The following is a 23881-nucleotide window of genomic DNA, read 5'->3' on the forward strand; positions in this document are numbered from 1 at the left end:
ACACATGCTATTGTGGTTTTTTTAGCATTGCCCTTAAATTTGCAACCCGAGCTTGGCCTTTTTCCATGCGTTCAGCTTGAGTATTAGGCGCTTTTTTGTTTTCAAAGGCTAAGTCATCTTGGGGTAGCTCTTGCACAAACCGGCTGAGCTCTGTTTGCGATGTTTCACCAAATTGACGACGAATTTTAGCATACGTTAAGGTTAGCTCTTGCTGCGCGCGGGTAATACCTACATAGGCAAGGCGGCGCTCTTCATCTACATTATCCTCATCAATGCTTACTTGGTGTGGTAATAGCCCCTCTTCCATGCCTACCATAAATACATAAGGGTACTCGAGTCCCTTTGAAGCATGCAGCGTAAGTAATTGTACTGCATCTGCTTCATCTTCTTCCTCGTTACGCTCTAGCATATCGCGCAGGGTCAATTTACTAACCACTTCAGCTAACGTCATTGGCGGATTATCGGCATCGCCAGTCAGCATATCGGTGATCCAGCGGTATAGCTCCGAGACATTTTTCATCCGCATTTCGGCGGCTTTGGCACTCGGTGATGATTCATATAAATAGGCTTCATAATTAATATTTCGCACTAAATCTTTGACCGCTTCTAAGGTATCGCTGCGTACTGCGTTATCCGACAGCTCAACCACCCAACGGGCAAACCCAGCTAACGCATTAAAACCACGTCCTTTTAGTCTGTATCCTAAGTCGTTATCAAAACAGGTGGCAAACAAGCTTTGATGTTTTTCATTGGCTAAGGTGCCTAGTTTTTCAAGCGTCACCGTGCCTATTTCACGCCGTGGCGTATTCACGATTCTTAAAAAGGCATTGTCATCATCTTGGTTCACTAAAAGACGTAAGTAAGCCATGATATCTTTAATTTCAGAACGTGAAAAAAACGACATCCCGCCGCTAATTTTATAAGGTATACGGTTACTCATTAACGACTTTTCAAAACCACGCGCTTGGTGGTTACCTCGGTACAAAATCGCGTAATCTTTATAACTAGTGCGCTTCATAAACTTATGAGAAATAATCTCTGCAACCACACGCTCAGACTCATGCTCTTCATCGCGACAACCAATGACTTTAATTTGCTCACCATAGCCAAGTTCACTAAAGAGCTTTTTTTCAAACTCATGGGGGTTATTCGCAATCAATATATTAGCCGCTTTAAGAATACGCCCTGCACTACGGTAGTTTTGCTCTAGTTTTATTAATCTTAATCCTGGATAGTCTTTACTTAATAACACCAAATTTTGTGGGCGAGCACCACGCCAAGAGTAAATTGACTGATCGTCATCTCCTACCACGGTAAATCGTGCACGCTCACCAACCAGCAATTTTACTAATTGGTATTGGCTGGTATTGGTATCTTGGTATTCATCCACCAGTAAATAACGAAAACGCTGCTGCCATCGCTCACGTGATGTGGCATTACTACTTAAAAGCAGCGTGGGGATCATAATTAAATCATCAAAATCCAGCGCGTTATACGCTCTTAATTGATTTTGGTAACGCGCATACAACTGAGCAAACAAGGCTTTTTGTGGCTCTCTGGCTTCACGAATAGCTTGCTCTGGTAAAATGAGTTCATTCTTCCAACTACCAATTTGCATTTTAAGTAGATTTAGTAAGTCTTTGTCTTTTTTAAGCTCATCTTCGGTTAAATCAGCAAGTAATTGATTCGTATCTTGGTCGTCAAACAACGAAAAACCGGGTTTAAAACCCAGTGTTTTTAACTCTTTTTTGATGATTTCAAGCCCGAGTGTATGAAAGGTAGAGACCCATAAACCTTTAGACTCTTGTTTGCCTAAGGTTTGCAAAACCCGCTCGCGCATTTCTTTAGCCGCTTTATTGGTAAAGGTAACCGCCGCAATATTACGCGCTTGATACTCACACTTCTGTACTAAGTAAGCAATTTTGTTGGTAATAACTCGTGTTTTACCCGAGCCTGCGCCGGCTAATACTAAGCAAGGACCACTAATGTACTTTACCGCTTCATCTTGTTTAGGATTGAGTTTCATAACGACCAGCTGATTGCAAAAAGACGGGCAATTTTAACGTAATCACTACAATACGCCTAGCCAATAAGGTAATATTAGTTATTATCATTTTAGGCAACAGGCAAGGGACGACTATGATTAACCCAGCAAAACTTGAAGAAATTGCGAAACAGATCACTAATAACATGCCACAAGGTGTAAAAAACCTGGCTGATACACTTGAAGGTAAAACCAAGCAAGTGTTACAAAATAAGCTTGCCGAAATGGACTTTGTAAGCCGTGAAGAGTTTGATATTCAAAGCCAAGTGCTGATCCGCACCCGTGAAAAGCTGACTGAATTAGAAGCAAAAGTAGCGATACTTGAACAGCAATTATCGGCAAAAACAGACGCAGAATAATAAATATAACGCCATAGACGAACCTGCTTTATGGCGCTAATCACTCAGTTATTCAAATAGCTCGTCGAGCACATAGTAACCCGTTGCTTGTTGCTGCTCTATGCTCACCCTTAGCAATTTATTAGCTACTTGCTCACCGGTTATTGGTCTATACCGTTTGAAGATGCCAAAACGCGTTAACAGTGGCAGTACCACCTCACCTAGCTTTTCTGCAATTCTAAGCTCTGATCGCTCGCCGACTAACAAAGAAGGTTGCAATATACTCAAGCGCGAAAAGCCAAGCTGCTTTACCTGCTGCTCAAGTTCCCCTTTTATTTTTAAATAACGGCTCATGCTATGCGCATTTGCGCCACTTGATGACACCAAACAATAATGAGGAACACCGTTATTAGCCGCCATTTGCGCACAAATAAATTGGTATTCAAAATCAACTTTACGTTGTGCAGCCACACTACCTGCTTGCTTTAATGTGGTCCCTAAGCAAGAAAAGAACACGTCACCTTTGAACAATTCAACATGATGCGTCAAATTTTCAAAATCAATAACATGGCTAGTTAATTTAGGATGAGAAAAATCTAATTGGCGGCGCGATAAGCTCACTACTTTCGTATAGCAAGGAGATGCTAACAGCTGTTGTAATAACTGGCTGCCCACTAAGCCGGTACTGCCGATTATTAGCGCCGTTTTGGTCATATTAAAGGTGACTGTCCGCAGATTTATTTAGTACATGGTGTACAGCTTTTTTATAGCTAGTGTATTCTTCTTCAGCGCAGCTAACTACCGACTCTAAATCATGCAAGTGACCGTTTTCTAATCCATATACCCAGCCATGCACTGTGAGCTCTTGACCTCGTAACCAAGCATCTTGAACAATGCTAGTGCGCGATACGTTACGCACTTGCTCAATCACATTAAGCTCAATTAAACGATCAAGACGCTGTTTTTCTGGTAGAGCATTAAGTTGCTCTAAATGCTTTTCTTTTACATCACCAACGTGGCGTAGCCAGTTATCAATAAAGCCAAAGCGATCTTCGTTTAATACCGCTTGTACACCACCACAGCCGTAGTGGCCAACAACCATAATATGTTTTACTTTTAATACTTCAACCGCGTACTGCATAACCGATAAACAATTATGATCGGTGTGAACGACTACGTTGGCAACATTACGGTGCACAAATAATTCACCCGGTAGTAAATCAACAATTTGATTAGCAGGAACTCGTGAGTCAGAGCAACCAATCCATAAGTATTCTGGATTTTGTTGCATCGATAAAATTTTAAAAAATTCGGGATTAGCTTCGCTCGTTCTAGATGCCCAGCGTTTATTATTTTCTAGTAGGTTATTTAAATTTCTCATTACATCTCTTTTAGGTCGAGGGCGTTAAACTGGCTAAAATTAAAATATTACGGGGTGTTAAGTGCTTCTCACAAAATGTACTAACACTGACGTTATAGCCTTGCTGTTGCAAATATAAAGCACGATCGAGCACAAGCCAAACTTCTATTGCTCTTCTAAACACATGTCGAACCAGTTCAACTCGTTCTGTCACCTTTTTTCGCGCCTGCCCAATCAATAAAAACTTATTGTAATCAATATCTTTTGGCAGTTTTAAGGCTTTTTTATCTGCCGCCCACTTACAAAATGATTCAAACGAATCTGAAAATATTGCTTTATTCACTGAGGGCACACTAACATACGCCAACTCACCGGTGACTGACTTTCTTAAAGCATCAAACCCGAGTCGCCACTCAACTTCTGTTTTTCGTACTTTGCCCACTCGCGATGGAGCCGTGACAGTTTCTTGCAAAGCGAGTTTTAAATCTCGATGAGTTAAATTAAGCGCACTTCGCTTCGCCTGTTCGCTCATTGCTTGATAATTATTCTCGGTAAACAAGTGATAGCAACAAGGTGAAAAACTAATTTGTGTTACTTTAGCCGCACTGGCTTGATGCATAAATGTTTGATGTAACGCACCGCAGGCATGTAAAGCAACGGCATGGGTTTGTGGGTTAAAAAAATCCTGAGTGTTATCTGTGAGTACATCAGCTTGGCTAAATTGCATAGCAAGCCCCTGTTGCTGCGCACTTTTTTGTCCTTGCTCACATAAGTGAGATTGTAGCTCAATACTGTGCACGCTCGGCGCACCATTAAAAGCTAACATTCGTCCTAAATGGCCTTTGCCTGCACACCACTCTAAAATAGGCTGATCATTGGCAGGTAGCGCACCAACAAAGTCTTGTAGCTGTGTAAACTTTCGTCCTTTAATACCGTTACTAATCCAAAACGGATAATCCGTTCGACTGCTTGTTATGACAGGGAGTGAAGCTAATCGGCTTAATTGCTCAATACCGGGTATGTAAGGTGAAAAAAACTGATAAAGTTGCGCTTGATCAGTATCTAACTCAGCAACGTCCTGATCAGTTAAAGCAGTTAGGGGGTCGTGTAATTCAGGCCATGGTAAACAGTCAAAATCAAACGCAGTACATTGCCAATACGAGCGCGTATTCATCAGTAACGAATCGAGGGCAGTAAATTGCTCAGTTAAGGTCATAACAGCTTAAAATATTAAAAAGGCAATAAATTATACCAGTACACTCGCGCCTAATTAAGCGGTTATTTTTTTAACCTCGCAGAGCAAGGGGATTACTTAACTTTCCCACCTTTTTATTGGTTAAATTAGCCATTAGCGTGCTTTAAACATTAACCGTAAATAAAGGGGAATAGAAATAATACTAATAATAATGGCCGCAATCAGCATCCAAGAAAGCTGCAACGTTTCTTGTTTTTTATATTTATAAATAAAATCGGCTTTTACTTCGTCAAACTTTGTTTGGTCAATCTCATATAAATCAGCAATCAAACGCCATTTGGCCATCGACATATTACCCACATTGGTGCTTGGCGGCGCAATATAGTCTTTTAGCACTTCGGCCTCAAAAGCTAATTGATGAAAACTACGCTCAGGGGCATAAAACTGCTGAGTAATGGCGATGGCTTCATCCATATTCATTACCGCATAACGCCACCCTTTTAAACTCGCTTGGTAAAACTTTTCTACCGTATCGGGGTGGTACTTAATCATGTCATCACTGGTAAATAAAATATCTGCGTATACATCCATCCCATAACGTTGTGGACATATAAGTCGATGAGCAATACCTTGCTGATCCATATAATAAGGTAAGTCGGTAACATAGACTTCGATGGCATCTATTTTATTTTCCATCCATGCTTTTTGTAATTTATCGCCTTTGTATATAACCAACTTTTCGATATTTATACCGCTGCGCTTGAGCATAGTTAACAACTCAGAATTGCTCTCTTTACTCACTTCACTTACACGTTTATTGACAAAATCACGGGCATGAAAAATATCAGAGCTTTCTTTGACCATCCAGCAATAAGGAGAAAACTGTAATATGGCAGCCATGGCTACAAAGGGTTTACCTGCAATACGCTGCTGTAAAATACCAGAATGCGCCACCCCAAACTGGGCTTCACCACGCTCTACCGCGCCAAAACTATTGGGCCGTTTTGGATCGGCAGGCACAATAGTGACGTCTAAACCGGCCTCATCATAATACCCTTTTTGCTGAGCCATATAATAACCCGCAAATTGAAATTGATGTGTCCACTTTAATTGTAGTGTGACTGATTCCTGCGCCATTAACTGGCTACAAAAAAGGCAGGCGCTAATTATCATTCCTTTAAGTAACAAAGAGAGTTTCCAAAAAACGTAGTGATTAACGTAACTATATGTAAAGCAGCTAATAAAGCAAGCATCCACAGAAGATGCCTGCTTAAAGTAGGATTATGCTAAGGCGAGCTTTTCAAGCTTTTCTGCTTGAGGTTGGGTAGTTAAAAACTGGGTGAAACACGGGTTATGGGTTTCGTCTTGAACACTGTAACCTAGGCGGTTTAAGTGCTCATTAAACATCTCATATTGGCTTGGTTCAATAGCAAAGCCTGCTAATACATTCCCCATTGACCCGCCATGATTACGGTAGTGAAATAAAGTGATATTCCAGTTACTACCCAGCGTATCTAAAAAGCGCGCCAATGCGCCTGGGTACTCTGGAAACTCAAACCTTAGTAAGCGTTCATGTAACTGCTCTGGCGCTTTACCGCCAACCATATAGCGTACATGCAGCTTTGCTAATTCGTTATCTGACAAATCGCAAAAGGTATATTTGTTATCTGTTAGACTTTGTTTAAGCTCTTCAAGTTCTGCTAACCCTTGGCGCAGTGCAATACCAACAAAAATTTGCGCCTCGCCAGGCCCTGCATATCGGTAGTTAAATTCGGTAATAGCACGCCCACCTAAAGATGCACAAAACTGCTTAAAACTACCGCGCTTTTCATCAATGGTTACGGCTAATAAAGCTTCGTTTTTCTCACCCAGCGCAGTGCGCTCAGCCACATAACGTAAGCGATCAAAGTTTAAATTAGCACCAGACAAAATAGCGGCTAAATTTAACCCTTTTAAACCCGACTGCTGAGACCATTTTTTAAGCCCTGCAGTTGCAAGTGCGCCTGAAGGTTCGGCAATAGCACGGGTTGATACAAAAATATCTTGCATGGCAGCACATATTTCATCATCTGATACGGTCACCACTTCATCGCAAAACTTTTGCGCCAATCTAAATGTTTCGCTACCAATTATTTTTACGGCAACACCATCGGCAAAGCTTCCTACTCTTTCTAGCTCTACAGGCTCTCCCGCTTCCATGGCAGCTTTTAAACAAGCACTTTCATTAGCCTCGACTCCAATCACTTTGATATCTGGGCGCAGCGATTTAATGTATACCGCCATACCCGCCAGCAATCCGCCGCCGCCAACAGGAATAAATACCACGTCTAAGTCGTTCAGCTGTTGCATTAGTTCACGGGCAACTGTGCCTTGACCAATAATGACATCGGGGTCATCAAATGGAGGGACAAATACGCCGTTTCGCTGCTCAGTTAATTCAAGCGCATACGCCTTTGCGGCATCAAACTGATGACCATGTAACACGACTTCCCCGCCCAATGCTCTTACCGCATTAACCTTAATTTCAGGCGTGGTTACGGGCATGACAATAGTGGCTTTATGCCCTAGGTGTGAAGCACTCAGCGCCACCCCTTGAGCATGGTTACCTGCCGATGCGGTGATCACAACCGAGCCCTTTGGCAGCTTATTTAATTTATTAAAAGCACCACGTAATTTAAACGAGTACACCGGTTGCTGATCTTCACGCTTTAACCAAACATGATTACCTAATCGTGCACTCAATTCGGCCATTTCACTCACCTCAGTCACCTTAGCTAAAGGCTCCATATTGGCTTGGATAATCGCGCGAAAATAATCGAGTTCTTGAGAAACCATACCTAACTAAGCTCCTCCAGTTTGGCTAAATCGCGAACCGCACCTTTATCGGCACTGGTTGCAAGTAGCGCATACGCTTTAAGCGCAGATGAGACATAGCGATCGCGGTTAAGCGGCTTATACGCTTGTTTACCACGAGCCAATTGTTTTTGCCTGCGAGCTTCGAGTTCCTCATCGCTTAATGCTAAAGTGATTTCTCGAGTGGCAATATCGATGATAATTTTATCGCCATTTTCAACATAAGCTATCGCGCCACCGCTGGCTGCCTCGGGAGACACATGGCCAATTGATAAACCTGACGTACCACCCGAGAAGCGACCATCGGTGATCAAGGCACATTTTTCAGCCAAGCCTTTTGATTTTAAGTAGCTGGTTGGGTATAGCATTTCTTGCATGCCTGGGCCGCCTTTAGGTCCTTCATAGCGAATTATAACTACATCGCCGGCTTTTACTTCACCATTTAAAATCCCTTCTACAGAGTCATCTTGAGACTCATAAACAACAGCAGTACCTTCAAAATGCAGCATTTCATCGACAACGCCGGCACTTTTAACGATACAGCCATCTATTGCTAAATTACCTGAAAGCACGGCAAGGCCGCCATCTTGACGAAATGCATGTTCAACACTGCGAATACAACCGTTTTCACGGTCGTTATCACCCTCATCCCAACGACAATCTTGGCTCATTGCTTTGGTGGTACGAATGCCTGCCGGACCCGCGCGGTAAAACTTTCGCGCCGCTTCGTTATTAGGATCTGTTGCATCCCATTTTTTTACCAACTCACCCATGGTCATGCCGGCAACATGATTAACCGATAAATCAACCAAGCCGGCTTTACCAAGCTCGCGTACTATGGCCATCATGCCACCAGCGCGGTGTACGTCTTCAATGTGGTATTGCGCGGTAGCTGGCGCGACTTTACATAAAAATGGCGTTTTACGTGAAAGCTCATCAATGTGTGACATATCAAAATCTACACCGGCTTCTTGTGCCGCTGCGAGTAAATGTAATACCGTATTTGATGAGCCGCCCATGGCAATATCAACCACCATAGAGTTCATAAATGCGGTTTTATTAGCGATGGCACGAGGCAGTACGTCTTGGTTATCTTTTTGGTAGTACTCGCGGCATAAATCAACGATGCGAGCACCTGCTTCGACATACAATTGCTTACGGTCTTTGTGAGTTGCAAGCGTGGTACCGTTACCAGGTAGCGCAAGGCCTATTGCTTCTAATAAACAGTTCATTGAGTTGGCAGTAAACATCCCTGAACACGAGCCACAGGTAGGACATGCAGAGCGTTCAACTTGCTCTGAGTCGGCATCACTTACCGATTCATCGGCACCTTTAACCATGGCATCTACTAAATCGAGTTTAATATCGATATTGGCTAATTTAGTTTTACCCGCTTCCATAGGGCCACCCGATACAAAAATAACCGGTATATTTAAACGCAGCGCAGCTAACATCATCCCAGGGGTGATTTTATCGCAGTTAGAAATACAAATCATCGCATCGGCACAATGGCCGTTCACCATGTACTCTACCGAGTCGGCAATTAAATCGCGCGATGGCAGTGAATAAAGCATACCGCCGTGACCCATGGCAATACCGTCATCGATAGCAATGGTATTAAATTCTTTTGGTACACCACCGGCCTGAGTAATGGTTTCAGCCATCAGTTCACTAAGCTGATTAAGATGCACGTGCCCCGGAACAAATTGCGTAAATGAGTTCACAACAGCAATAATTGGCTTACCAAAGTCGGTATCAGTCATGCCTGTTGCACGCCATAATGCTCTTGCGCCTGCGCGTTTACGCCCTTCAGTGGTGGTTGCACTTCTTAATTTAGCCATAGTTACCTCAGTGTTTGCCGCAGTTAATGCGGGCATTCCTCATTCTAAAAATTGATGAATAACCAAATAACCGGTTATTCGTAAAATTCGTTAAATTTATTTTATACAGCCTGTTGCTGTAAGCTTTGTAGCGTGACATGTTTCACATCAATCAATTTATTTAACTGGCTGGTAAGCAAATAAATTGGTTTATCGCTATCAACCGTCATGGCCATATTATATTGACCATCGTCCATATTGAGCTGTAAGTGAGTCAAGTCAAAACCACGATGACGTACGACACGTAAAAAGCGCTCGATTGCGACACTTTGACTTTTTAAGGCAATTGTTAAGTTGTGTTTCATTGTGCTTTCTCCGTCATCATTTCATCGTTAGCAGCCCCAGGTGGAACAAGTGGCCATACGTTTTCTTTATCATCGATACAAGCATGAACAATGTAAGGCCCATCGCTATTTAATAAGGCTGTAATTGCATCATCCACTTGGTTGGCATGGGTAATCGTTTGCCCAGGAATACCAAAAACAGCCGCTAGCTGTACAAAGTCAGGGTTATCTGACAAGTTAGTTTCGCTATAGCGCCCTTCAAAAAATAACTCCTGCCATTGGCGCACCATGCCTAAACGCTGGTTATCAAGTATCAGTATTTTTACTGGTAAATTATTACGGCGAATAGTGGCAAGCTCTTGAATGTTCATCATGATTGAACCATCACCTGAAACGGTGATGACAAAGTCATCTTTACGCGCTATCTGTGCACCTATAGCCGCGGGTAAACCAAATCCCATAGTGCCTGCACCACCACTGCTCAAATGGTTGCAAGGGTGGCTAAACTTCATGTGCTGAGCTACCCACATTTGGTGCTGGCCAACATCGCAGCAAACAACACTGGTGCTTGGCATACGCTGGCTTAGTTGATTAAGTAAATAAGGGGCAAATACTTTTTCGCCAGGATAGTCGTAACGCCATGCATGCTTAACCATCATTTGTTTATTATGATCGCACCACGCTTTTGGTGTAACCACGCATTCAAGGGCGGGAAGTGAAGTTTTTAAATCTGCAATTAATGACGCTTTTGCGGGTTTACGTTTACCGACCTCGGCTGCATCTATGTCTAAATGAATTACGTTTGCTTTTGCAGCAAACTTAGCTAAATTGCCTGTTACACGGTCATCAAAGCGAGCGCCAATACACACTAATACATCACATTCTTGCACGGCTAAATTAGCCGCTTGACCGCCATGCATACCTAGCATCCCTAAATCATATTCGTAATCAGGTAATACACTGCCCAATGCTTTAAGGGTTGAAACCGCAGGCATTTGCGTTTTATTTAAAAATTGCATTAACTGCGCTTGCGCATCAGCGGCATGAACGCCCCCACCAATATACGCTACGGGTTGCTTGGCTTCACTGAGTAATTGATTGGCGATAGCAACTTGGTTTAAATCAAGTTGCGGTAAGTATTCATCTGCCGCTAACCAAGGTTTAAAAGGCACCTGCGCCATTTGAATGTCTTTGGGGATATCAACTAAAACGGGGCCAGGACGGCCGCTTTGTGCTAAATGCATCGCTTCTTGTAATATTTCGGCTAAATCTTCTGCTCGCTCAACCATGTAACTGTGTTTAGTACATGAAAGCGACATGCCAAGCACGTCAATTTCCTGAAAGGCGTCGGAGCCTATTGCGGCGGTAGGTACTTGCCCTGTAATAGCAAGTAAAGGCACTGAGTCCATCATGGCATCTGCCAATGCGGTAATTAAATTAGTAGCTCCAGGGCCTGATGTTGCCAAGCACACACCTAAACGACCAGTACTGCGTGCATAGCCCACGGCGGCAAACCCTGCACCTTGCTCATGACGAGTAAGATAATGTTTTACAGGCGCACCATACAAGGCATCGTAAATGGGCATAATAGCACCACCTGGGTAGCCAAATACTTCATCTACGCCGTGTTTGGCGAGTAAATCTATTGTTAGTTCTGCGCCTGTCATTAGTAAATCCTCATTCCTGTTTGACAACCCATTAAAAATTTAACTCTAAAACTAAAAAGCCCCCCGGACGGTTAAGTGCGGAGGGCTTTTCAATGCTTAAGTTTTTTAAAGCACTACGAAGCCCTCGCGGGAATAATCACCACGATAATAATCAGGACTAGGTTAAGTGCATTTTTAAGCATAAAATTCAGTACCATTTAAGATTTAGTCACTGCGAACATCTTGTTTCGCTGTCTTTTTATATTAGTACCGCGCTCAGGGCGGTAAGTCAACACCAAATTCAATTCAAAATAATTATAAAAATACACTTACTCAGGTTTTAAAATTCAATTAAGCGAGGTTAAATAGATTTTTTATCCTTTCATTTCAACTCAGGAAATTCACTATTCTTATAACACTGAATTCTGGTTTGATTAATTTTTAGTAAGCCACCTCATTTTTATCTAACAAAATTAAAATAAATCGATTTCTTAAGAGTTTCTTAAGCCTGGCAGCCTAGCATAACAACGTTCACGAAAAAGAGGCGTGTTATGAACTTAACTTTCAAACTCAGTAAGCAACCGCAAGAAAATACTAAAAAACGTTTTTATTTTAATTGCAGTGCTAATGCATTCATTATTTTTATGGCTTGTTATTACGGCTTAGTTATTAATATTCCATTTATGCATGGTGCGTTTAGCGCTATTACCTCGTTGCACACATTTTCATGGCTATTTTTGTTTTCTGTGCCGTTACTACTGATTTGTTTGTTAATCATATTCTTTTCAGTGGTTTCTATTCGGGGAATACTAAAACCCATTAACTACTTGCTGCTAGTGCTCTCGAGTGCGGCGTTATATGGCTCATTGAACTATGGTGTGGTGTTTGATTATTCCATGATACAAAACACCGTCGAAACTGACTCTAGTGAAGCGTTAAGCTATTTAAACCTGCAACTCGTTGGCTTTTTACTGCTTTTTGCCGCATTACCTGTCTTTATTTTGAGTAGAATAAAAATAAACTGCGCCCGCCCATACAAAGAAGTTATTAGTCGTCTTAAACTGCTTTTAGCAAGCTTTGCACTGATTGCATTAGTGGTCGTTAACTTTTACGCCGATTACGCGGCAACGGGTCGTAATAACCGTATTCTTAAAAAAGAAATTATTCCATTTCAATATCTCTCTAGTGGCTACAAATACGCCCGTGACCAGTTACTTTATAGCGATATTGAATTTAAAAATATTGATACCACGCCAACTTTAGCATCGCCAAGTACAACACGAGTTACTGTCATCGTGGTAGGTGAAACCGCTCGAGCTGAAAATTTTGCCTACCAAGGCTATGAGCGTAATACCAACCAATACACGCAAAAACATAATGTCACTTATTTCGATAACGTATCGTCGTGTGGCACGGCCACAGCAGTGTCAGTACCATGTATGTTTTCACTGCAAACTCATGCCAATTTTTCTCGTTTAGACAGTGATAACCAGCAAAACGTAATTGATTTGATACAACAAGCAGGCGCAGATGTCTTGTGGGTTGATAATAACAGTGGCTGTAAAAACGTCTGCACACGCGTACCTACCATTAATATTGATACCAAAGCATTTGAACTATGTGATGGTAAATACTGTTTTGATGAAGCGTTACTAGCCCCTTTAAAGCACAAGCTTGCCAATTTGAGTCAGGCTAATACGGTTATAGTGCTGCATATGATGGGTTCACATGGCCCTACTTACTTTAAGCGCTACCCTGAAAAATTTAAACAGTTTAGTCCAACCTGCGACCGCAGCGATATTCAAAACTGTAGCGCTGAAGAACTGGTTAACACCTACGATAATACAATTGCTTATAGTGATTTTATCAACGCTCAAGTTATTGAACAGTTAAAGGCACTGCCAGCTAATATTGATAAGCAATTACTGTATGTGTCTGACCATGGCGAGTCGCTCGGTGAAAATGGCGCATACTTACATGGCTTTCCCTATGCATTTGCACCAACAGCTCAAACCCATGTGCCTCTTTACATCTGGGCTGATGAGCATAATCAGCGCATTACAGCCAAGTGTCTAAACAACTTAAATAGCACTTTAGCACAATCACACGACACTATTTTTCATACCCTTTTAAGCTTAACCGGTGTTGCGAGTAAAACCTACCAAACCTCTGAAGATTTACTCGCGTCATGTCAAACGATTAACCATAGCGAAACTAAAATATGAATAATAGAACCGTTATAAAACGCCAAGGCCTAATGCGCCTAATTTTTACCTTAAGCCATACATTTAACGGCCTAAAATGGATGAGCCGATTTGAGGCTGCTTTTCAGCAAGAGTTGGTTTTATTTAGTTTGCTAGGCGTATTTGCCTGCTTGCAAGAAATTACTTTAAGTAGCAAATTAATCTTGATTGCCAGCTTATTGTTTGTGTTATTTGCTGAGTTGGTCAATACCGCAGTCGAAGTGGTGGTTGATCGCATCGGTAGCGAATATCATGAACTATCAGGCCTAGCTAAAGATATTGCATCCGCCAGTGTCTTTATCGCCATGCTTATTGCTATTTTAGTTTGGTGGTCTGTGCTATGGACTTAATCAGTAGCACTAAAAAAGTATTGGGGCCATTGTGGGTTTTAGCGGTATTTTTTTTCGCACTCCTATGCTTGCTAACTTTTGCGCGATTAGGTTTAAGTTTGTGGCAAAGTGGCCGTGTATTTACCGAAGGCGCCTGGCACTTTGTTTTTGTAGGCGGTTTACGTGTTGATATAGCAACATTATGCTACATCATAACCCCCGCTTTGTTACTAACACTTGCAGCACACGCTCTCAAATTAACTGCTTATATTCGAGGAGTCGTAAAGTGGTATTTAGTAATAATGGCTGCAATGTTAGTGTTTTTTGAGGTTATTACACCCACGTTTATTAACGAGTACGACTTACGCCCTAATCGCCTATTTATTGAATACCTTATATATCCTAAAGAAGTCTCTAAAATGATTTTTTCAGGTTACAAACTCGAAGTCCTCTTCGCTGTTTTAGCGCTCGTTTTCACCATTAAATTTGCTAACAAAATTCTTACTCAGCAATGGCAAAACCGCTCGTCCCTAGGGGCAATAAAACTATCACTGTTAGCTGTTATTATATGTAGCCTAACACTGTTAGGCGCTCGAAATTCATTAGGCCATCGTCCATTAAACCCCGCTATGGTGGCATTTTCGACCGACCACTTGCTGAATGACCTCACGCTTAATTCATCATATAGCGTAGCATTTGCGTTAAAACAGCTCTCCAATGAGCAATCAAGTCAGGCATATTATGGCAAGGTCCCTCAAGAGGAGTTACTCGCCACAGTACGCAGTACCATGCAAAATCCTCAAGCAATATTTAATAATCCAAATGCCCCTACCCGCACTTTTCATCAGGCAAGCTACCAAGGTAAAAAGAAAAACCTGGTTATTATTCTGCAAGAAAGCTTGGGCGCTCGTTATGTAGGTACCTTAGATGGCTTACCCTTAACGCCTAATATAGATACACTTTATCAACAGGGCTGGGGATTTGATAACTTATACGCTACCGGCACTCGCTCTGTACGCGGTATTGAAGCAGTTATAACCGGTTTTACACCGACTCCCTCACGCGCGGTTGTAAAACTCGATAAATCACAACGTGACTTTTTTACCTTGGCTAGTTTTTTAGCAAAGCAGGACTACCATACTCAGTTTATTTATGGTGGAGAAAGTCACTTTGACAACATGCGCAGCTTCTTTTTGGGTAACGGCTTTAGTGATATTGTTGATAGTGAAAGCTTCGATAACATTAACTTTAATGGTTCATGGGGCGCATCTGACGAAGATTTATTCACTCAAGCAGATAAAGAGCTGAATAAATTACACCAACAGCAAAAGCCATTTTTTAGTCTGATTTTTAGTAGTTCTAATCATAGCCCTTATGAATTTCCGGACGGTAAAATAGCCCTGTTTGAGCAACCAAAGCAAAGCCGTAATAACGCAGCTAAATATGCAGATTATGCCCTTGGCACATTCATTGAAAAGGCGAAAAAATCATCCTACTGGGACGATACTGTGTTTATAGTGATTGCTGATCACGACTCACGCGTGTCTGGTTCCAGCCTTGTACCTATTGATCACTTTAGAATTCCTGCGGTTATTTTTGGAAACGGTATTAAACCCAAACGCGATCATCAATTAGCCAGTCAGCTGGATATACCTACCACCTTACTGTCGCTTATTGGCGCCAGCGGTGAACACCCAATGATTGGTCATGATCTCACTCGCCCTGTGGCCAAAAACAAGCAGCGTGCAATGATGCAGTACGATAAAAACTTTGCTTACATGCAAAACGATAAAGTTGTTATTTTGCAGCCAGATAAACCGGCAACCACCTATATTTATAAAAATAAGCAATTACACCCCAAGCATAACGATAGCGCACTCATCAAACAAGCTCGTGCGCTGGCTAATTATGGCAACATGGCCTACAGCAATAATTGGTATCAATAACACCGAAAAATGCCTGATTGATTAATCAGGCATTTTTACGTTACCTATAAAGTAAACTAAGTTAGTATTTATAAAACAACTTAAACTTGGATAGGAATTTATGAACGTGTCATTACGTATTAGTCAGTTATTTATGGTGTTATTACTTTTAGCCTTTAGCGTCAATGGCTATGCAGCACCGGCTCTATTCAAAATAGAAAAACAAGGCGCTAGCTCGTATTTATTTGGCACCGTGCATGTGGGCGATGCCAGCATGAAAGGGCTACCACAAAAAGTCACTCACGCACTGGATAACAGTAATCAAGTTGTTGTTGAAGTAGATATTAGTAAACTATCACCATTACAAATGCAGCAACGTTCTATGCCGTTTATGTTGCTTACTAACGGGCGCACACTGCAGAGCGAGCTTTCAGAAAAAAATTATCAACTCCTCAAAAACTACTTTGCTAAAAAATCGATTGATATTGCCATGTTCAATAGTTTTAAACCTTGGGCTGTTATGTTGACCATGATGCAAATTGAGTTTCAAAACGCGGGCTATTCAGATAAAAACGGTATCGATAAGCAAATACTCGAGTACGCGCAAAAGCACAGTATTAACATTGCGGAGCTTGAAACCATAGAGCAACAACTACAGATGTTTAATGGCTTAGAGTCATTAAGCAATGCCATGATGGCAGAAACTTTTGAGCAACTAAGCGATATTAATACCTACTTTATCACCCTAGTGGATGCATGGAAAAAGGGCGATATGCAAACCCTAACCAGCTATTACCACACCAGTTTTGATGACAGCCAATACGGTCAACAAAGCGAGCAAGTGATGCTGATTGAGCGCAATAATAATTGGGTCACTCAGCTCACGCCTAAACTTGAACAAGGTAAGGTGTTTATTGCGGTAGGTGCTCTGCACTTAGTTGAGCAGCATGGTTTAATTAAACAACTTCGCGACCAAGGGTTTAAGATTACTCAGTTATAAACAAGCTTATATAAGCGTCTCACTATGAGCAGCTTGTTGCCCATAGTGAGCCGGTTTAAAATCTTCCATTTTTAAGGTGTGTTCAATCCCTTTAATGGTATCTGCTGCATGATGGTTTACATAAATAACGGTACTCGTTTTTGCAGCACACACCTTTTCTATCAGCAGTAAAACGCGTTGACGATTTGCCTCATCAAGCCCTAAACATGGCTCATCTAAAATAAGCAAAGCAGGATGTTTAACCATTGCGCGCACAATCAGTAATAGTCGCTGATCGCCATACGATAGCTGGGTAAAAGCGCTATTTGCTTTGTCACTTAACCCTATTAGTGCCAACCACTCTTTAGCTAAACGCGTTTGTAACTCACTGACTTGTTGATATAAACCTATGCTATCGAAAAACCCTGAAATAATAGTATTAAGCGCCGAAATACTCACTCGATACTGCAAATGTAGCGTATTTGAAATATAACCAATGTGCTGTTTTATATCCCAAATACTCTCCCCTGTGCCACGCTTAAAACCAAACACTTCAATCTCATTGTTATAGCACTGAGGGTTATCACCAGTAATTAAATTTAATAAACAGGTTTTACCTGAGCCATTTTTCCCGGTGAGTTGCCAGTGCTGATATTGGTTAATCGTCCAGTTTAAATTTTCGAAAATTGTTTGTTCGCTGTAACGCACATGGGCATTAGTGAGCTTAACGAGTGGCGTGTTTGTCGCTGATTTAAAACAGCATTCAGGCGCATCGGGAATACTTAATGATGTATGCTCTAAATGAAGTAATTTGAATAAATCCGCTCGTTTTGCTGCACACGGTTTTGCCAAGCTATGTTGTAAACGACCATTGCTCACATAAGCAAAGTGATCAACAAACGCTGGAATTTCGTCAACACGGTTTAGCACAAACACAAAGCAGGTTTGTGCGCTCAACTGCTGTAATAGATGGTTTAGCTGCCCAACCGATTCAGAGTCTAAGCCATCAAATGGTTCATCAAGCACAACTAAATCACAGTTAGCAGATAGCGCTTTAATTAATAATAATTTACGCGTTTCGCCAGTAGATAAATCAGTAAAATCACGATTAAGTAAGGCATCAAAATTAAAAGCGGTGATTAACTGTTGGCATAAATCGCTATTTATTTCAGGCTCAGCAAAGAGCATGTCCGTTACTTTTTGTGGCTTTTCACTTTTACGATGCGTGTTAAGTAACTGCTTTTGTAGATCACTTGACACTAATTGTAGCTTGTTAAAGGTACTATGACGTTGCCCGCTTTGTTGTTTTGCTTCACCAATTAACGCTGCTGCGAGTGCTGATTTTCCAGCGCCATTCCCCCCGAGTAATACCCAATGTTCAGCCTGCTTTACTTGCCAAGTTAAATCGTCGATACAATACCGAGCACTGTCATCGGTAGATAAATAACCACTAAATTGCTGTAGTAAAATTGAGCGCACATTAGATCCCAAAACAGAGCTTAAAAACTCAAATTAACGTAATAAGGAATAATTAGGCAAGTGAGATTTAATCAACCTCAGGTAGAAAAGCATTGTTTAGCGCCGCGATTATGCTTTGCTGATCTATGGGTTTATGAATATGACCTATTGCTCCACAAGCTTTTGCGCGAGCAAGATCACTATCAGAGGTGTTTGCGGTAACCACAATAATCGGCAGTGTTTTATCGTTATCATGCAAGATTTTAGTAGCTTCAAACCCATCCATAACCGGCATATTTAAATCCATAAAGATGACGTCATAAGATTTTTTGGCGACCATTTCACACGCTATTCTGCCATTCTCAGCGCATTCTGCGTGTATGTTCAATGCGGTTAATAGCTAGTGAGTACCAGCATATTAAGTGGGTTATCTTCAACGACTAAACAATGTAAGTTATCAGGAATTGACGATGACTTGCTTAAAGTAGTATCCATCTCTAATGGTAATGTTAAAAATACAGATACCCCTTGCTGATGATTATTTTCAAAACGAATTTCACCCTTTAAGGCCTTAACAATATATTGTACACGGGCAAGCCTGTTCTGAGTCCTTGAAAATGGTTACATTGCTCAGTGCTGTCTAATTCTAATTGCTCGGTAAGGTGATCAAAGCCACAGCCGGTATCCTCGACGCTCAACGATAGTTGGTTATTGTTGAGCGCAGCGATGACTTTCACCTCTCCTTGCTCTGTAAACTTTAATGCATTACTGAGTAGCTCATTAACTATTTGTTGTAAGCGCGCATGATCTACAATTACCGCGCAGTCTAAGCTCGCTGCTAATTCGCTGAGTAGGTTTAAGCCTTTTTCAGTACAACCATATTCATACACAACTAACACTTTATTTATGGTGGTTAGTAAGTTGTCAGAGGTCGAGTTTAACGACCAACGATTTAAACTCAGCGCTTGTAAATCTTGTAATTCATCTAACATCGCCAACAACCTCGCCGAGCAATACCGAGCTTGGCGTTGTATATCCTGCTGTGAAGTGGGAATTTTTAGCTCATCAATCGACCCCTGTAATGGAGTTCTAAATTCATGACTGGCTCGTGCAATAAAGTGCTCTTTGTTATTACTTCCCTGCTCTGCAAACTCTTTTTGTTGTTGATACTTTTGTAAGGTCTGCAGAACTCGTTTTTCCATCGGCATAAACACAAATCTAAGTTCTAAAAACAATAATGCCAGAGTAAAAAACCAACAAAGCAGTTCAATACTAGAGATCCAATCAACCTTTTTTACCGCTTGTTGCTCAAATAAGCTCACCGCAGTGTCTAATTTTTTAAGTAATGCTTCAACTTCGCCCACAGAATACGAAGCCAAATTAATAGGCTCCTTTTGAGAAATCAAATTTTAGCTTGCGTTATAAAGGCCAACACTTCTGCATCTAAGTTGCTTGGGGAGGCATAATATAAATCAAATAAAGATGTATTTAGATAAACTGCGTTACCTTGCTCATCTTTAGTGAGTAAATATTCATGGGCTTGTTCAAATAACTCAAGGGAGTGTTTTAACGATTGAAGATGTTGTGCGTGATTATCAGTTTGATTAATTAATGCATTGCTATGCCAAGCTATTTTTTGCGAAAGCATACGTTGCTTGCCAGCTATATTGATAATTTTTGCATCGTATTTTTGCACTGAAAAGAAGTATTGCATCAGTAATGCAGATACGCTGACCAGCAAGGCAATAGCAACTAAAGCCCAACGGTAACGTTTGCGAATACTCTTAACAATGTTGAACCTAAACTAGGTTACTTTTTTGTTTTAATTGTAGCCTAAGCTTAGCAAACTAATTACTAAATTATTAAATACAAAAAACCCAGCTAGTTAAGCTGGGCTCTTGTAACCGTTTAGCGTGTACCTAACGATTTTCTAGTCGATTATAATCAAACATGCCAAATTCAACCCCTCGGTACTGGCGGGCAACCTGATGTAAAATATCGCTGTATTGCCAAAATTGCGGGTGAGTTCGACGAATCGCAAACTTAGACTTTAAAGCGCGATAATCAGCTTCCACTTGCATTAGCGGTAACTGTTCTGCAAAGGCCGAAACCTGTTGGGCGTTATTTAAATACCAAATTGCAGAAGGGTAATCACCAATAAAACCCGGAACTATTGTCACCGTATCTTCTTCATAGGCGCGCTGTCCATCTTCGTTTAGTAGGCTCGAAATATTATAGTGCGCGTTATGGTGAATAATCGTATAGCCTGTGTGGCTATCCTGCTCTTTCACTAGCACATAAGATAGCTGTGGCAGTAAGTTAACTGCTTTAACAGGCATGGTATTAATCGCACTTAATGGTGCGGGTACTTTTTTATAGTCATAACGAGGACTTAAAACGGGCTCTAATGCCTCTTTAATTAAGCCATATAGCTCTGATTGCGGTTCATCTGTTTGATAGTCAATACCGCTGGGTTGACTAAACTCACGATTGTTTTCAAAAAAGGTCGACAAACTAGGTGGTGATTTTCGATACCAACTCTGTTTAATTGTCTCTCGCTGAGTTTCAGGTAACAAAGCTAAAAAGTTGTGCTCACCCTCTAAACGTAAAAAGTCCATGTATAAGCGCGTTATTAATTGATGGCCAATATTGCCATACACATCAAAGCCCGCAACTAACAAGTAATGAATACGCTCAAACAGCGCGTAATCAAGCACCCACATAGTTTTAGGTTGTTGGCCAATAAAGCCTTTAACTACAGTTGCACTATCAAAGTGTCGAAAAATAGTCAGTGCCGCATTTTGATTGTGCCCATCCCCTTTCCACAATAATTCAGTGGTTAAATGCTCGCCGTTTTTGAACAGATTATTAGCAAGCTCTACCTTGGCTTTTAAGTAACGTTTTTCGCGAACCGAGTATTTTACCCAATTAGAAATCGGTAACGCATTACTTTCCTCTGCTGCGGGCAACTCTAATGCATCCTCATGTTGTACCAGCATTTTACCTACCGCCGGAGTCGCTACCTTTTTAGGATCAGCAAACGCCACCCAAAAATGATCATTAATCACATTGAGTGCTATTTGACCACGACAAACAGGGCCTTTAATAAAGCCCATAATAATTAGCTCAGCTTCATCGAGCATAAATTGATATTTTGCATCTATAGGCAGTGCTTCAAACGTTTTAAACGGGTTTGATGCAAGGGTAGGCTCATAGCTTGGTAAACTAGATACAGTGTAATTTGGCGCAATAAATTGCTGGTAAATACGTGCCAACTTTTCATCATTAAGTTTAAGCGGTAAATGCGTTTTTGACAAAATAGTAGAACGGTCGTGAAGCAGTCGATAATAAACACGCTCAACGTTTGGGTTATCGTAAGGGCGACGAGAACTTATTAATTTAATGTCTTCACCAGGGGGAGTACTTGAGCGTACCAACTTAAAAAAGTTAGGTGATTGTGCATCACTAAAGTAGATGTGTGCTAAAAACCAATGCTCATAAATATAGCGCGCTGATAATTGGTACTTCAAACCATCTTGATTTAAAAATGCTTCCCAGTTTTTTACTTGCGCAAGCTCAGCAGCTGATGGCGGCTTGATGTGCGCCATTTTACCGCCTTTTTTGATCCAGTTTTGTAAGTGCTGAAATTCAGCAGTAGTCACTCCAGGCAAGCCATAAGGCATACCTGCATGCGGTTGCTCATCCGCTAATTGGTCAAACTCACCCATCGTCGCACAACTTTGGTTGCGGCTAAGCGAAAAATCAAAACGTTCATCTAATACTTCATCTTCTGGCAAGGGTGAACTTTGCTTTAATACCAGCGTATTAAATAACACACTACCCGCTAAATTGGCTTCTTCAGTTTGTGCTCGCTCGTTTAATACCGGGCTAAATTCTTTATCTCGCCATTGCTCAGTCGTGGTTGCATCAAATAATAATCGGCTCGGCGTTGAGGCTAACAACCGAGTACCATCGTAAACCAGCTCTTTACTGAGACCTCTGTCGATACCTTCAGGAGAGGAGAGTTTTAATTGGCAAGGCGCATCATAACAGCCATGACAAACCACGCAGCGGTTATCGAGTACAGGCTTTACTTGCTGTAAAAACTCAGCCCCAGCACCGCTATTATGAGCAACCATACGATCTTGTGTTTGCTCAGGACCGAATAATTTATTGTAATGTGCATTACCTAAGTAAGCACAACCACTTAAGATAATCAGTACAAAAGTACCTATAATATTTTTTTTCATTATTCTGTCTCATCACCTAAATCGAACGTAGGCATCATATCGATTTGCGGTGATACGAATGTTAGGTTTTCAACAGTAGTCACCACAGCGCTTAATAGAGGCCCCTGTGTTATGGTTAATTGAGCATCATGCTCGCTATGCGCTACGGTAGCAAAGCTTGAATTGATGATATTCAACTCATAGTCTGCAATGCTAATGCCTATACTACTGTCAGCACTGGGGTTCTGGCATAGTTGAGTAAGTAGCTCATCACTTAAAATAACTGAAATTTCCAAGTCAGGCTGCGCTAAGTCACGGGTACTTAGTGTTTCATCTAGAATAAATAAAGGAAGGGTTAAATTGCTATCTTGTTGAAGTTCCATTGGACTCTCTGCGCTACTGACTATTTAATTATTACCTATTATAACAACGTTCCAACTTAAATAACGATAAACAAGCCTTAAAATAGTTTCGTTAATTTTTTAAGCAGCGATATCAATGCTGCTTTAAACTTCGTTACGACAACAACAGGAACGCCAAACTTCACTCACTAAAACCTGAAACCTGCAGCATTACAGTAATTGAGAACTCAACGATCGTTGCTACAAAGCACCGATGCCCAAGGTAATTGCAGAACCTTCATGCTTTACCCTCTAAGTTCGATAAAACTCAACCCAAGTGACAGTGTTAAAATTAACACCGAGCTGCTTTACCTAACACCTTGCACCTGAAACCTTTATTTTATTGCAGGCATTAAAAAACCCGAGGCTAAGCTCGGTTTTTTTCGTATTAATCAGCTAGGCTAATTATTACTCTACGATAGTTGCTACAAAGCACCTACGCCTAAGGTAACTGCGCCACCTTCACATGATGTAAATCGCAGCCATTAAAAAAGGCCACCTAAGTGACCTTTTTCTAACAATTAACTTAAACGTTAATTATTACTCTACGATAGTTGCTACAACACCAGCACCTACAGTACGGCCACCTTCACGGATAGCGAAACGAAGACCTTCGTCCATCGCGATTGGCGCGATTAGTGTTACTGTCATCTTAACGTTATCACCAGGCATTACCATTTCTACGCCTTCTGGTAACTGTACGTCACCTGTTACGTC

At 41.3% G+C, this 23881-nt stretch carries 17 protein-coding genes and 2 pseudogenes; 5 read left to right on the plus strand and 14 right to left on the minus strand.

Annotated features, from left to right (window positions below; all coding sequences use genetic code 11):
- Nucleotides 1-7: 7 nt before the first annotated feature.
- Nucleotides 8-2026, minus strand: coding sequence for a DNA helicase Rep (gene rep / locus MTN97_RS07025; RefSeq protein ID WP_076923014.1), 2019 nt, complete (start codon nucleotides 2024-2026; stop codon nucleotides 8-10).
- A 113-nt stretch (nucleotides 2027-2139) separates the two neighbouring features.
- Here rep and ubiK point away from each other — a divergent pair, with 113 nt between their 5' ends.
- Nucleotides 2140-2403: a ubiquinone biosynthesis accessory factor UbiK gene (gene ubiK / locus MTN97_RS07030; RefSeq protein ID WP_008112735.1), complete on the plus strand. Its 264-nt coding sequence runs from the start codon at nucleotides 2140-2142 to the stop codon at nucleotides 2401-2403.
- Nucleotides 2404-2451: 48 nt separating this feature from the next.
- On the opposite strand, the gene MTN97_RS07035 is transcribed toward ubiK, so the two are convergent.
- The 8 genes from MTN97_RS07035 to ilvG form a co-directional block, all read right to left on the minus strand.
- On the minus strand, nucleotides 2452-3096 hold the full coding sequence (locus MTN97_RS07035) for an NAD(P)H-binding protein (RefSeq protein ID WP_036981051.1): 645 nt from the start codon (nucleotides 3094-3096) through the stop codon (nucleotides 2452-2454).
- Between the two features lies 1 nt (nucleotide 3097).
- Complete coding sequence (gene can, locus MTN97_RS07040) at nucleotides 3098-3763, minus strand: carbonate dehydratase (RefSeq protein WP_248474027.1); 666 nt, start codon at nucleotides 3761-3763, stop codon at nucleotides 3098-3100.
- A 10-nt stretch (nucleotides 3764-3773) separates the two neighbouring features.
- On the minus strand, nucleotides 3774-4958 hold the full coding sequence (locus tag MTN97_RS07045; RefSeq protein WP_138626394.1) for a methyltransferase: 1185 nt from the start codon (nucleotides 4956-4958) through the stop codon (nucleotides 3774-3776).
- A 132-nt stretch (nucleotides 4959-5090) separates the two neighbouring features.
- Nucleotides 5091-6074 (minus strand): ABC transporter substrate-binding protein, encoded by a 984-nt coding sequence (locus MTN97_RS07050; protein WP_036981047.1) that lies wholly within the window; start codon nucleotides 6072-6074, stop codon nucleotides 5091-5093.
- A gap of 144 nt (nucleotides 6075-6218) precedes the next feature.
- Nucleotides 6219-7772 (minus strand): threonine ammonia-lyase, biosynthetic, encoded by a 1554-nt coding sequence (gene ilvA, locus MTN97_RS07055; protein WP_248474028.1) that lies wholly within the window; start codon nucleotides 7770-7772, stop codon nucleotides 6219-6221.
- Nucleotides 7773-7774: 2 nt separating this feature from the next.
- Nucleotides 7775-9631, minus strand: a complete 1857-nt coding sequence (gene ilvD / locus MTN97_RS07060) for a dihydroxy-acid dehydratase (RefSeq protein WP_248474039.1) — start codon at nucleotides 9629-9631, stop codon at nucleotides 7775-7777.
- A 101-nt stretch (nucleotides 9632-9732) separates the two neighbouring features.
- The gene (gene ilvM, locus MTN97_RS07065; protein WP_248474029.1) at nucleotides 9733-9975 is read right to left on the minus strand and encodes an acetolactate synthase 2 small subunit; all 243 of its coding nucleotides are present in this window, start codon (nucleotides 9973-9975) and stop codon (nucleotides 9733-9735) included.
- Nucleotides 9972-11621 (minus strand): acetolactate synthase 2 catalytic subunit, encoded by a 1650-nt coding sequence (gene ilvG, locus MTN97_RS07070; protein ID WP_248474030.1) that lies wholly within the window; start codon nucleotides 11619-11621, stop codon nucleotides 9972-9974. The genes ilvM and ilvG overlap by 4 nt, the downstream gene beginning before the upstream one ends.
- Before the next feature lie 530 nt (nucleotides 11622-12151).
- Between ilvG and MTN97_RS07075 the strand changes: the two genes are divergently transcribed.
- The 4 genes from MTN97_RS07075 to MTN97_RS07090 all read left to right on the plus strand — a co-directional run bounded on the left by MTN97_RS07075 (nucleotide 12152) and on the right by MTN97_RS07090 (nucleotide 17097).
- Nucleotides 12152-13825, plus strand: a complete 1674-nt coding sequence (locus tag MTN97_RS07075) for a phosphoethanolamine transferase (protein ID WP_248474031.1) — start codon at nucleotides 12152-12154, stop codon at nucleotides 13823-13825.
- Nucleotides 13822-14193, plus strand: coding sequence for a diacylglycerol kinase (locus MTN97_RS07080; protein WP_069438791.1), 372 nt, complete (start codon nucleotides 13822-13824; stop codon nucleotides 14191-14193). Before MTN97_RS07075 ends, MTN97_RS07080 begins: the two co-directional genes overlap by 4 nt.
- Entirely contained in the window at nucleotides 14184-16118 is a 1935-nt protein-coding gene (locus MTN97_RS07085; protein WP_248474032.1) for an LTA synthase family protein, read from the plus strand. The genes MTN97_RS07080 and MTN97_RS07085 overlap by 10 nt, the downstream gene beginning before the upstream one ends.
- Before the next feature lie 100 nt (nucleotides 16119-16218).
- Nucleotides 16219-17097, plus strand: a complete 879-nt coding sequence (locus MTN97_RS07090; protein ID WP_248474033.1) for a TraB/GumN family protein — start codon at nucleotides 16219-16221, stop codon at nucleotides 17095-17097.
- A 6-nt stretch (nucleotides 17098-17103) separates the two neighbouring features.
- Here MTN97_RS07090 and modF read toward each other — a convergent pair whose 3' ends face one another.
- From modF to MTN97_RS07115, 5 genes and pseudogenes are all read right to left on the minus strand, one after another.
- On the minus strand, nucleotides 17104-18555 hold the full coding sequence (modF, locus tag MTN97_RS07095; RefSeq protein WP_248474034.1) for a molybdate ABC transporter ATP-binding protein ModF: 1452 nt from the start codon (nucleotides 18553-18555) through the stop codon (nucleotides 17104-17106).
- A 67-nt stretch (nucleotides 18556-18622) separates the two neighbouring features.
- A pseudogene (locus MTN97_RS07100) lies at nucleotides 18623-20326 on the minus strand (response regulator).
- Nucleotides 20327-20453: 127 nt separating this feature from the next.
- Nucleotides 20454-22784 (minus strand): fatty acid cis/trans isomerase, encoded by a 2331-nt coding sequence (locus MTN97_RS07105; RefSeq protein ID WP_248474035.1) that lies wholly within the window; start codon nucleotides 22782-22784, stop codon nucleotides 20454-20456.
- A complete protein-coding gene (locus MTN97_RS07110; RefSeq protein WP_036981026.1) occupies nucleotides 22784-23146 on the minus strand; it encodes a hypothetical protein in 363 nt (120 codons plus the stop codon). The genes MTN97_RS07105 and MTN97_RS07110 overlap by 1 nt, the downstream gene beginning before the upstream one ends.
- Nucleotides 23147-23704: 558 nt before the next feature.
- Nucleotides 23705-23881 (minus strand): annotated as a pseudogene (locus tag MTN97_RS07115) (elongation factor Tu); the annotation flags it as partial.

It is taken from the genome of Pseudoalteromonas sp. 2CM36K (genome assembly GCF_023161865.1).
Classification (GTDB): Bacteria; Pseudomonadota; Gammaproteobacteria; order Enterobacterales; family Alteromonadaceae; genus Pseudoalteromonas; species Pseudoalteromonas tetraodonis.